We start from the raw sequence: 12,076 nt of genomic DNA, 5'->3' as shown, positions 1-12,076 counted from the left end.
TTTTACTTTACCAGTAAGAGCCGGGACTGATATGTACTAAACAAAACATATAAAACACTAAAAAGTCCCGGCCCAAAAAGCCGGGACTTTTTGCTTTAACAGGGTTTATGAAAATAGAACGACCAAAAGTTGCAATTCAGGGTATCAGGGCTTCCTTTCATGAAGAGGCCGCGATAAGGTACTTTGGCGAAGGCGTAGAAACCATCGAATGCAACTCTTTTAAGCAAACATTTGAGAGCCTGAAAAAACGCGAGGCCGATTATGTGGTTATGGCCATCGAAAACAGCATAGCCGGCAGCATCCTGCCTAACTACACCCTGCTGCTTGATTATGGCTTCCCGGTTGTGGGCGAAATCTACCTCCCTATCCAGCTGCACCTGATGGCTTTGCCGGGTGTTAAGTTTGAGGATGTAAAATACGTAACCTCGCACCCCATAGCCCTGCGCCAATGTGTTGATTTTTTTGATGAGTACCCACACCTTAAAATTGTTGAAAGTAGCGATACTGCCGCCTGCGCTAAACGCATCAGGGATGAGCAGCTTACAGATACGGTAGCAATAGCCAATGCGCTGGCTGCCCAGCTTTACGGATTGGATGTACTGGAGCGCCGTATCGAATCAAACAAAAGAAACTTTACCCGCTTCCTGATCCTTACCCAGCATGATAATATTGAAAAAAAACCTGCTAATAAGGCTTCACTGTGTTTCCAGGTAAGCAACAAGGTTGGCGCGCTGGCCAAAGTGCTTAATATTTTTGCCGAGGAAGGCATTAACATGAGCAAAATCCAGTCGATGCCGATCCTTGGAAAACGTAACGAATATAATTTTTATGTGGATGTGGAGTGGGAAGAGCAGAAACAATATGATTCGTCGATAAGACAAATCCTGAAGTACACCCACAACTTTAACATCCTGGGCGAGTATGAGCGGCATGATGATGAACCATCCTCTCCGCCAAAACAACACCGGGCCGAGCGAAGCATCCGCAAATACATAAATATCCGGAGAAACGCTTAACTCTGCGATAAAACAGAAACCAAAAAAGATCAGCATAAATAAAATTTAACAAAACTATCGGCTTTACAACCAGCCGTTTAATACAAAACACAATGAAACTAAATTTAAACATCCAACCGCTTAGCAGCTGGATCAAAACCAACAACGAACCATTAGTAATTTCGGGCCCCTGCAGTGCCGAAACCGAAGAGCAGTTAGTAGCTACCGCTCATTTATTAGCCCAAACAGGTAAAATTTCGGCTTTACGTGCCGGCATCTGGAAACCACGTACCCGTCCGGGCGAGTTTGAAGGCATCGGTAGCATTGGTTTGGAATGGTTAAAACGCGCTAAAGAAGAAACCGGCCTTCCAACTGCTGTAGAAGTTGCAACTGCTAAACACGTTGAAGAAGCCCTTGCTGCCGGTGTTGATATCCTTTGGGTAGGCGCGCGTTCAACTGCTAACCCGTTCACCGTTCAGGAAATTGCCGATGCCCTTAAAGGTGTTGACGTGCCCGTAATGGTTAAAAACCCGGTAAACCCTGATCTTTCGTTATGGGTTGGTGCTTTAGAGCGTATTAACAACGCGGGTATCACTAAACTGGCGGCTATTCACCGCGGTTTCTCATCTTACGAAAAATCTGCTTTCCGTAACGAACCAATGTGGGATGTTGCCATCAGCCTTAAAACTTTGGCTCCTGAATTGCCTATCATTAACGACCCAAGCCACATTACCGGTAACCGCGACCTGATTGGTTATATCTCGCAAAAAGCTTTAGACCTTGATATGCAAGGCCTGATGATCGAATCGCACATCGACCCAAGTGTAGCATGGACTGATGCCAAACAACAGGTTACCCCTGCTGCCCTTGCCGATATCATCAACCACTTAGCTCTACGTAAACCCGAAGTTAAAAACGCTGATGTAAACGATAAACTGGCCGAACTGCGTAACCAGATTGATAAAATTGACGACCTGGTAATCCAGAAAATTGCCGAGCGTATGCAGATTGCCGAAAAAATCGGTCAGTACAAAAAAGATAACAACATTACCATTTTACAAGTTGGCCGTTGGGACGAGATCCTGCAAAAACGTACTACTTATGGTAAAGCCTTAAAATTAAGCGGCGAGTTTACCGAAAAATTACTCGAATTAGTTCACAGTGAATCTATCCGTCGCCAAACCGAGATCATGAACGCAGAAGCTGGTCAGGGTCAGGCTGCAGAAAAACTTACACACGCTTAATTTGACAATGATGCAAAACATCATTCTTAAAAGAAACAACAAACTCGTTAATGGTACGGTTAACCTCACCGGTTCAAAAAGTGAGTGTAACCGTGCCCTCATCATCGAGGCGCTAAGCAGGGGCGCGGTAAGGGTTGAGAATGTATCTGATGCTGCTGATGCTGTGTTGCTTGCCGGAATTTTGAGAAAGAATCAGGAGATTTTAGCGGGCGATGCTTCTCCGGATAATTCCGAAATTGAAAATTGCAAATCGGATATCGTTGATATCGGTCCTGCCGGTACAGCAATGCGCTTCCTTACTGCTTACTATGCTATTCAGCAAGATGAAGTGATATTAACCGGCAGCAAACGCATGAAAGAGCGCCCGATAGGCATATTGGTTGATGCCTTACGTGTGCTGGGCGGCAATATCGATTATGAAGAAAACGACGGCTACCCTCCCATCAAATTAAAAGGTGGCTTTAAACAACAAACCAATCAAATCAGCATAAAAGGCAATATCAGCAGCCAATACATTACTGCATTGTTGCTGATAGCCTCAAGCTTGCCCGAAGGTTTGGAATTACACATTGAAGGCGATTTAACCTCCCGCCCGTATGTTGAAATGACCTTAGCGATGTTAGAAACCGCCGGCATTAAACACAATTGGGAAGGCAACGTAATTTCGATAGCCAAGCAGGATTTTGCAACTACAACGTTAAGCGTTGAGCCGGATTGGAGCGCAGCTTCGTACTGGTATGCTATTGCTGCTTTGGCTGATGAGGCCGAACTGTTTTTAACGGGCCTTACACCGTACAGTTTACAGGGTGATAGCGTCATCACCGAGATTATGGCTAACTTTGGGATCACCTCGCAGTTTAAAGATGGCGGCGTTCACTTGAAAAAGGAGAACAAACCTATCGCCCGCCGCGAATTTGATTTGAAAGAATGCCCCGATCTGGCACAAACCGTAATTGTTGTATGCGCGGCCTTAAGCCACGAAGCATCATTTACCGGCCTCGAAACCTTAAAGATCAAAGAAACCGACCGCATTTTAGCCTTACAAACCGAGCTTGGCAAAATGGGCGTTAAACTGATTGAAAAAGATGAAGTTTACACCTTAGATTGCAGCGAAAAATTTATCCCGGATAACATCTTCATCAACACTTACCATGATCACCGCATGGCTATGGCCTTCGCGCCGCTGGCTCTTGTTCTTCCAAAAATGGAATTTGAGAACGGTCCGGTAGTTGATAAATCATACCCCGCTTTCTGGACTGATCTGGAAAAGCAAGGGTTTGAAGTGGAAGAAGTTGAGGTGAAAGGATAAAGGCAAAAGCTGAAAGGTTTCCCCGTAAGATACTGAGTAGTATCTTTTGTCATCCTGAGGAACGAAGGATCTTCTACGACAAGCATGGCCGCTATGCAGGGCGGAGAAGATGCTTCGTTCCTCAGCATGACAAGGTGGCTAATGCCATTTTACTTTCAGATGCCGCGGCTTTTACTTACTCGACATGACAAACTAAATGGTCATTCAAAAAATGACCTAATGACAAACGACTTAATGACAAACAAATCGGTGTAATCAAACCGCATCGGTGAAATCCCAAAAAACACATGGCAGGTAACTCATTCGGGCAATTATTCAGGATAACCACTTTTGGCGAATCGCATGGTGAGGCCATTGGTGTAATTATTGATGGATGCCCGGCCGGTTTGCAGGTTGACCTTGACTATATTCAGGGCGAACTGGATAAACGTAAACCCGGTCAATCAAAAATAACTACTCAACGTAAAGAGAGCGATACGGTAAAGATCCTGTCGGGCACGTTTGAGGGCAAAACTACAGGTACGCCTATCGCAATGCTGATCCCTAACGAAGATCAGCGATCAAAGGATTACAGTCATAACGTGGATGTTTTCCGCCCATCGCATGCCGATTATACCTATCAAACCAAATACGGGATCCGTGATCACCGTGGTGGCGGCCGTTCATCAGCCCGCGAAACGGCGGCCCGGGTAGCAGCAGGTGCTTTGGCAAAATTGTTACTTAAAACACAAGGCATCGAAATTGTTGCCCATGTAAGCAGTGTGGGCAAGATAAATGCGCCAAACGTGTTTATTACTGATCCGCTGGAGTTTATTGAGGAACGCGAAAAAAACATTGTACGCTGCGCCGATCCGGCCACGGCCGAAGAAATGATCGAATTTATCGACAGCGTACGTAAAGATGGCGATACCGTTGGTGGCAAAATAAGCTGCTATGTAAAAAACTGCCCGGTTGGCCTTGGCGAACCCGTGTTTGACAAGTTGCATGCCGATTTAGGCAAAGCCATGTTGAGCATCAATGCCGTACACGGCTTTGAATTTGGCTCGGGCTTTGAAGGCAGCGAAATGCGTGGTTCAGAGCATAACGACATTTTTGTAAAATCGCATTTGGGCGATGTGCATACCATTACTAATTTTTCGGGCGGCATCCAGGGCGGTATCAGCAACGGTATGCCTATCGAGTTTAAAGTTGCTTTTAAACCGGTTGCCACCATCATGAAAAACCAGGCAACCATTGACAGCCAGGGCAACGCCGCCGAAATATCGGGCAAAGGCCGTCACGATCCTTGCGTGGTGCCCCGCGCGGTACCTATTGTTGAGGCCATGGCAGCCCTCGTTTTAGCCGATCATTGGCTGAGGAATAAAAACGCTAAATTGAGCTGAAAGCTGAAGGCTGAAAGCAGAAAGCAAAAATTGGGCTGAAAGCAAAAAGCTAAAAAGGCCGAAAACTTAACGCATTAAATAGGATGCTTTAAGCTTTCGGCCTTTTGCTTTAAGCTCAAATAAAAAGCTTTATGCTTTCAGCCTTCAGCTTTCAGCTCAATCCCCTATCTTTGTAAGGCTATGTTTACCACTCTTATCCAATTATACAAACAAGCCTATAGCGGACTTTCAAAAAACAGCTGGTACCTGAGTATTGTGATGCTTATTAACCGCAGCGGCACCATGGTTGTACCTTTCATGACTATCTATACTATCCGAGAACTGCATTTTACCATCGAGCAGTCGGGTTATATTATGGCCATTTTTGGGGTTGGCGCTGTATCAGGCGGATTTATTGGTGGTAAACTGATTAATAAAATCGGGTTTTATGATTTGCAGGTTGGCGCTTTGCTTACCGGTGGATTGCTCTTTTTGATACTTGGTTATCAGCGTAATTTTATCAGCATGGCCATTTTTACATTGGTTTTGAGCATCTGTAATGAATCGTTCAGACCTGCAAACTCAACGGCCATAGCTCATTACAGCACCGAGGAAAATAAAACCCGCTCCTATTCGCTCAACCGGCTGGCTACTAATTTAGGCTGGGCTTTTGGCGGTGGCTTAGGCGGATTACTGGCCTCAATTAATTATCATTTACTTTTTTGGGTTGATGGCTGCACCAATATTGCCGCAGGCGTATTGCTGTTGATATTGATGCCGCGATCAAAGGTGGCAAAAACTATTAAAGAAGCCGCCGCCGGTTTTGATGAGGTGTTTTCGTCGGCCTACAGAGATGGTGTTTACCTGGTATTTATACTATTGGCTACACTTTTCGCCACCTGTTTTTTCCAGTTTTTTATTATGCAGCCGGTGTTTTACAAAGTACAATGGCATTTTAACGAACGGCTTATAGGCTCCCTGCTGGCCTGGAATGGTGTACTGATTGTGCTGGTAGAAATGGTATTGATCAACTGGCTTGAGGGCAAAAGGCAGCCGTTAACATACATCGCATCCGGCATATTGGTTACCGGCTGCAGTTTTGTTTTGCTGAATGTTATGCCGCATGTGCCCTGGGTAGCCCTGCTTATTGTAACCATGGTTACACTTGGCGAAATGCTGAGCATGCCTTTTATGAATACGTTTTGGATAGGCCGGTCGAACGTGCGTAACCGGGGCGAGTATGCAGCATTGTACAGCATGTCGTGGGCCGGTGCGCAGATCATTGCGCCATTTTTAGGCAGCCAGGTAATTGCCTACGGTGGGTTCGAAATGCTTTGGTGGTTGTTGGGTGGTGTTTGCCTGTTTGTAGCCTGTGGTTACGTGGTGATGAAAAAGTCTAAACCGACAGATAAAAAAGTGCCGGTTTTGCCTTAAAATAGATACTATGAAAAAAGCGCTCATTTTAGATCTTGACAATACGATATACCCGGTAAATTCCATTGCCGGCAATTTGTTTAATGAACTGTTCAGTTTTCTTGATGAGCATATCAATGATATTGATCTCATCCAAAGTATTAAAGAAGACCTGAAGCGGATCCCCTACCAAAAAGTTGCCGATAAGCACAATTTTAGCGAGGACATAAAAAACAAAGGACTTGAGCTGTTAAACAATATCGAGTACAACCTGCCAATGCAGCCTTTTGATGATTACAGCCATATCCGCGAGGCAAACATCACCAGGTTTTTGGTTACCACCGGCTTTACCAAACTGCAATGGAGCAAAGTTAGGATGCTGGATATTGAAAACGATTTTGAAGCGATTCATATTGTTGATCCCGAACTTTCTCCCCTAACCAAAAAAGCCATCTTTGCACTGATATTGGAGAAATATGATTACCGGCCCCAAGACGTGTTGATTATTGGTGATGATCCGGAATCGGAAATAAAAGCCGCAAGTGAATTAGGTATCGATACGTTTTTGTACGATCCGGAAGATAAACATCCGGATGCAGAAGTAACTTATCGTTCAAAAAACTTAAGAGATGCGGCTACGATAGCTGAAAGCCGGCCATAAATCGGCAGAATACACGAGGTACCTAACGGAGCCCTCAACTATTTTTTTCCTTAGCTATAAACACATTACTCATACGGAGTGATGTCCCTACACAAAGCATACTCCGTAGGAGTAACGTGTTTATAGAGACTTAATGAAAACGTCCCGACTCCGTAGGTGTCACGTTTCTGTAAGCGACCTTACGGCCATCTTATTATCTCGCCCTAAGCACCTTTACAGTTACGATAAGCTGGCCCAAATGTCTCATCGTATGCTCTGCCGAATGGGTATATAAACCCATAACCGTAGATGGTAATTGCGCCCGCCCTACCCCACGCCATTCGGTTAAAACTAATTCATCGGTAGTTTTAAGTTGCCCAATTACCTCATCGATCTTATTATTAAAAGCATTAACTAAAGTGGTAACGGTTATCGCTTGGCCATTTGGTTTTCCTTCGGCTGCCAGATACGCCAATTGTTTTTCGCTTAATGACTCTCCTTTACCATAAGTAAAAAGCCTGTCCAGCACACCTGTTAAATGCTGTAAATGAAACCCGGGCGATGCCATACCGGCAACTTTTTCCCAAAGCAAATTATCAGGAAAACCCGTCATCAATTCGTTCAGCTCCTCGCGGGCTTGCAGCAAAGCGTGTGCAACGGGCTGTAATAAAGCAGGCACGTCATTTAATGCGCCGCGCAGCCATACTTCGGGTAGTTTATCGGCAGACATTATTTTTTGTTTAGCAAGGCTTTTACCTCTTCATGGTTAAGGGTTTGCGGTAAGCCGTAAATGGTTTTTACCCGCTCGTGTGTATTATCTGTCCACAGCCAGCTTGTCCATACCATAAACCAGGCCCATTCGGGTTGGGCGGCCAGTATTTCGGGTTTTGGCAATTCGCCGGTTTCGGTTAGGGCGATGATTTTTCCGTTGGCTACTTTGATCAGATCGTTATAATCTTTTTGCTCGTAATCAAAATGGTAAATATCGGCACCTAAAATATCAACGTAATCGGCACCTGGGTAAAAATCTTTGTAATCATACGCTTCATCTAATGGAATATCGCGCAGGCCATTGGGTCCCCAAACCCAAATCAGGTTGTTTAAATGGTGATAGTTGGTATACCTGTCGTACATCATCTTCCAGAGTTTTATAATCCCGTTGCTACCTTTTTTATTTCCCCACCAAAACCAAACGCCATTCATTTCGTGGTAAGGCCGCCATAGTACGGGTACGCGTGCATCTCTTAATTGTTTAAGGTAACCGGCAACCACATCTATCTGCGCCAGCCATTTTTTATTCAGCGCGGTATTAGGGGTAACCAATTCCTGCCATTGGGTATCGGTTAGTTTACCCTGGATGCTTTGCTTCCAATCGTACGGAGGGTTATCAGTTGGCCTGCCCTGGTGCCACATCATGGTAACAAGGTAGCCATCCTGCCATTTTTGTTTGGCCGTTTTTACCAAATCCGGCCCGAGGTCTTTATCTCCCCAAAGCATGAAATCTGAACCCCACACCGCGGGGAACTGTCCGGTAATTGCTTTGGCACTGTCTGAAAAAACGTCACGGTCGCTGTTGTAATTTTGCTGTCCCGATAAAATATGTTTGCCTTTTATGCTGTACAAAAAGCCGAGCAATTTATTTACCTCAGGCGATGCTTCTTTATTTACGGGTTTAAAACGCTGTGCTAAAGCCATGAAAGGCAATAACATGATGAAAGCAAAGGGCAACAGCTTTTTCATTTTAATTAATACAGGTTACTACTATTAAAGTTTATAAACGAATGTGTTCAAAAATAATTAAAAAGGATGGCGTTTTATGGTATGGCTATTGCTATTCATGTGCAATATTTAACTATCTTCAAAGCAATATGATACCTATCCCTATAAGAAAGCATTTTTTACCCATTATACTTTCCACGTGTTTTGTCTTGTTGCTTGCCTTACAAAGCTGTAAAAAAAAGCACTCGGTGATAGCCGATGAGATGTTCAGGGTTACTAAAAACGAAATTTTTAAGAAAGCAGATACCGCCGATTACATCCCGGTTTTCAACAAAGTATTTGCAAATTATCGAAAGAAAATAGCCAACCCGCTGGTTATCGAATCCTTCTTCAAAAAAAACGGATACGAACCTATTTTAGTGGTAAACCACCTCAACAACGGTGATCTGGACGCGCTACCTGAGTACATCAGCAGAATAAATGAACACGGCCTCGACCCATCCTCTTATCCAACGGAAGAAATTAAAACCCTCGTAGCTAAACTTAAGGATAAAGCGGCGATCAAAACCATCGAAGAGGGTTACGAAACATTGGCCAAACTTGAAATTCTCACTGCGGGAGCCTTCGTAAAGTATTCCAACGCGCTCCAGTACGGCGTAATGAACCCTAAGAAGCTTTACTCGAGATACTTTATGGCAACCCGCCGCCCGGATAGCGTTGGGATGCTGGCTACTTTGAGTACCGCTAATTTCAAAACCTACCTGGACAGCATTCAGCCTAAAAACCCTCAGTACTTAGCGATACAGAAAGCTTATCGCGATAGCGTTACGCTGAATGGCTTAAGCCGTGAGGAAAGCAAGCGATACCTACTGGTAGCCCTTGAACGCCTGCGCTGGAGAAACAAACCGTATGAGCCAAAATACGTAATTGTTAATATTCCTGATTATCGGCTTGATGTGATGGAAGATGGTAAATCTGTTTTAAACATGAAGGTTTGCGTTGGCCAGGGCCGTAACATGGAAAACCAGAACACATTGGCGCATTTTGAGGATACAGCAAGAGTTGATAAACCATACCCTCGCGAAACACCTTTGCTAAATAGCATAATTCACAGTGTGGAGGTAAACCCGGTATGGAACATTCCGCGCAGTATTGCTACCAAAGAGATCATTGTTGAAGCGGCAAATGACCGCTATTACCTCGCTAACAAAAATATTGATGTATTTAAAGATGGTAAGAGAATAGCCGACCCGGAAACGATAGATTGGTTGCAGGTTACGCCTGATAATCTTGAATATGAGTTTAAACAGCGCCCCGGCGAAGAAAACTCATTGGGAAAAATTAAATTTTTGTTTAAAAACCGCAGCAGCGTTTATTTGCATGATACACCTAACAAATTAGCTTTCAGGCACGCTATGAGGGCGGTGAGCCATGGTTGTGTGCGTGTCGGAGATCCGCTTGGTTTGGCAAAAAACCTGTTTGGCGAAGGTGCAGACCTTGATACCATTGCTAACGATATGGTAATTAATAAGCCCGAGCCAACTAATATCGGTCTGCCTAAAAAAACGCCGATATATATTACCTATGTAACCTGCTGGGCCGATGAAAACGGAGCTATCCAATACAGGCAGGATGTGTATGGATTAGATATAGTGCTTTATGCACACATGGAAAATATTGTGGCTAAATAAAAAATGCCCGGCAAACTGCTAAGTAAGCCGGGCTTCATGATTTGGTTTATATTTGGTTTGGATTTAAAATTTAACCGAATCAAATGCTGTAGTATCGGCATTGGCCATTAAGCTGAATGGCCCTGCCTCATCAAGGTACTTTGAAGTGTATGACAAATCATTTCCGTTGATAAACATCACCGTTTTACCTTGTATTGTGTTAATTATTTTATTGACCAATTTAGGCGATACCGCCGGGCAACCGAAACTACGACCCAAAAATCCCTGTTCATTGATAGCAGCCTGGCTTACGTAATTTGCGCCATGTAATACAATGCTGCGCATGCGGGCGCTGCTGTTAAAGCCCTCGTCCAATCCATCCAGGTATAATGAACGGCCGTGCCTGCCAATGTATGGCTTATCTGTAACATAAAAACCGAGGCTGCTTTGATGCGAATCATTCCTATCCGAAAAACTGTTGGCCATTTCTTCACCACTGCCCGATCCATGAGCAACCCATGTATTTAATAGCAATTGCTTACTAAACAGATCAACAATCCACATCCTCTTTTCGCGGCTTGATTGCGTAAAATCAATCACGGTTAATATCGAGCTGCTTTCCGGTACAACGTGGTTTAATTTCAGATTGGTATAACCTGTAACTGCCTTTTCAAATACATCAAATGCTAATCCGGCCTGCTGTAATTGCGCAGCCTGGTAAAGGGTATTTACATATTGATCAAATAATTCTTTAGGAGTAAACCTTCCATTTCGTCCCGCTTTCACTGATCTGTTTGCACCATCCGATTTCCAGCTTAAAATTGTTGCCGAGAAAAAGAAAACCGCCATGGTAACCCACAAAAAATGTTTCCTCATACGCTTTGCCTGAGTTTAATTTAATTTGATTAATTAGGGTATAGTAACAGGGTTTGGATATTCGGTTAACCTGCTGTTAACAGGCCGACACAAAAATATAGTTTAAAACTTAAAATGCAAGTTAATAAAACAGTATTTTTTACTAAAATGAAAATAAGTTAAAATCTAAGCAACAAACCCGGGTTTTATACGGAGCGTAAAAAGAAAAAGTTATAGGTTAAATTATTTAACCCATTTTATCTTATCCTCTAACGGAATGGTACGTTTTCCTTCGGGATATTGATCGGCATAACCAAGGTATAACACACCCATAACCACGTCTTCTTCCCTCAGTTCCAAAAACTCTTTGAAAGCCGGTTTCAGAATAGCGCCTCCTGTGCTCCAGAAAGATGCGATATTTAAGGCAGTAGCCCCTAAAAGGATATTCTGAATAGCGCTCGACGCTGCAGCGATCTCTTCAAACGGTGGAATTTTTGGCAAATCGCCACGTTTCATGATGGTGATAATGGCATGCGATACCAGGTTACCCAGGTTTTTTAGATTGTTATAAGTGGTTTCGTTAAAATCATCAACAGATACACTTTTCCTGTACACTTCAGCATGCTCGGCAGCAAATACGGTGGCGTCTTCGTATACAACAAAACGCCATGGCTCGGTAAAGCCGTGTGTTGGCGCCCAATCGGCCAGTTCAAGCAGCGCGGCAACCTGCGCATTAGGTATTTTATGACCGTTCATGGCAGCTGGTTTAACTGAACGGCGTGTTTTTATAATTTGGGCAATGGTTGAAAATGTTGCAGAATCCATAAGTAAGTCATATAGAGTTAGCAAATTAATGATATTGATCACTAA

The 12,076-nt window shown here is 43.9% G+C and carries 11 protein-coding genes; 7 read left to right on the top strand and 4 right to left on the bottom strand.

The features are described from left to right. The first annotated feature begins 107 nt into the window (after positions 1-107). The 6 genes from HYN43_RS08605 to HYN43_RS08580 all read left to right on the top strand — a co-directional run bounded on the left by HYN43_RS08605 (position 108) and on the right by HYN43_RS08580 (position 6,983). Positions 108-1,016, top strand: a complete 909-nt coding sequence (locus HYN43_RS08605) for a prephenate dehydratase (protein ID WP_119409054.1) — start codon at positions 108-110, stop codon at positions 1,014-1,016. A gap of 92 nt (positions 1,017-1,108) precedes the next feature. Beyond that, a complete protein-coding gene (locus HYN43_RS08600) occupies positions 1,109-2,239 on the top strand; it encodes a chorismate mutase (RefSeq protein WP_119409053.1) in 1,131 nt (376 codons plus the stop codon). Positions 2,240-2,246: 7 nt separating this feature from the next. Next, complete coding sequence (aroA, locus tag HYN43_RS08595) at positions 2,247-3,548, top strand: 3-phosphoshikimate 1-carboxyvinyltransferase (protein WP_119409052.1); 1,302 nt, start codon at positions 2,247-2,249, stop codon at positions 3,546-3,548. Between the two features lie 287 nt (positions 3,549-3,835). Beyond that, positions 3,836-4,930, top strand: coding sequence for a chorismate synthase (aroC, locus tag HYN43_RS08590; protein WP_119409051.1), 1,095 nt, complete (start codon positions 3,836-3,838; stop codon positions 4,928-4,930). A gap of 180 nt (positions 4,931-5,110) precedes the next feature. Further along, complete coding sequence (locus HYN43_RS08585; RefSeq protein WP_119409050.1) at positions 5,111-6,343, top strand: MFS transporter; 1,233 nt, start codon at positions 5,111-5,113, stop codon at positions 6,341-6,343. Positions 6,344-6,353: 10 nt separating this feature from the next. After that, positions 6,354-6,983, top strand: coding sequence for an HAD family hydrolase (locus HYN43_RS08580; RefSeq protein ID WP_119409049.1), 630 nt, complete (start codon positions 6,354-6,356; stop codon positions 6,981-6,983). 193 nt (positions 6,984-7,176) lie between these two features. Here the strand turns inward: HYN43_RS08580 and HYN43_RS08575 are convergent, their stop codons facing one another. Both HYN43_RS08575 and HYN43_RS08570 read right to left on the bottom strand, forming a co-directional pair. After that, the gene (locus HYN43_RS08575; protein WP_119409048.1) at positions 7,177-7,692 is read right to left on the bottom strand and encodes a DinB family protein; all 516 of its coding nucleotides are present in this window, start codon (positions 7,690-7,692) and stop codon (positions 7,177-7,179) included. Beyond that, positions 7,692-8,702: a glycosyl hydrolase gene (locus tag HYN43_RS08570; RefSeq protein ID WP_119409047.1), complete on the bottom strand. Its 1,011-nt coding sequence runs from the start codon at positions 8,700-8,702 to the stop codon at positions 7,692-7,694. Before HYN43_RS08570 ends, HYN43_RS08575 begins: the two co-directional genes overlap by 1 nt. Before the next feature lie 128 nt (positions 8,703-8,830). Here HYN43_RS08570 and HYN43_RS08565 point away from each other — a divergent pair, with 128 nt between their 5' ends. Continuing rightward, complete coding sequence (locus HYN43_RS08565) at positions 8,831-10,372, top strand: L,D-transpeptidase scaffold domain-containing protein (RefSeq protein WP_119409046.1); 1,542 nt, start codon at positions 8,831-8,833, stop codon at positions 10,370-10,372. 63 nt (positions 10,373-10,435) lie between these two features. On the opposite strand, the gene HYN43_RS08560 is transcribed toward HYN43_RS08565, so the two are convergent. Together HYN43_RS08560 and HYN43_RS08555 are read right to left on the bottom strand one after the other, a co-directional pair. Beyond that, complete coding sequence (locus HYN43_RS08560) at positions 10,436-11,227, bottom strand: murein L,D-transpeptidase catalytic domain family protein (RefSeq protein WP_119409045.1); 792 nt, start codon at positions 11,225-11,227, stop codon at positions 10,436-10,438. A 222-nt stretch (positions 11,228-11,449) separates the two neighbouring features. Continuing rightward, positions 11,450-12,031 carry a nitroreductase family protein gene (locus HYN43_RS08555; RefSeq protein WP_119409044.1) on the bottom strand — a complete coding sequence of 194 codons (582 nt, stop codon included), beginning with the start codon at positions 12,029-12,031 and terminating at the stop codon, positions 11,450-11,452. Positions 12,032-12,076 lie beyond the last annotated feature (45 nt).

The sequence above is a fragment of the Mucilaginibacter celer genome (genome assembly GCF_003576455.2).
Classification (GTDB): Bacteria; Bacteroidota; Bacteroidia; order Sphingobacteriales; family Sphingobacteriaceae; genus Mucilaginibacter; species Mucilaginibacter celer.
This window is presented reverse-complemented; position numbering and strand designations above follow the sequence as displayed.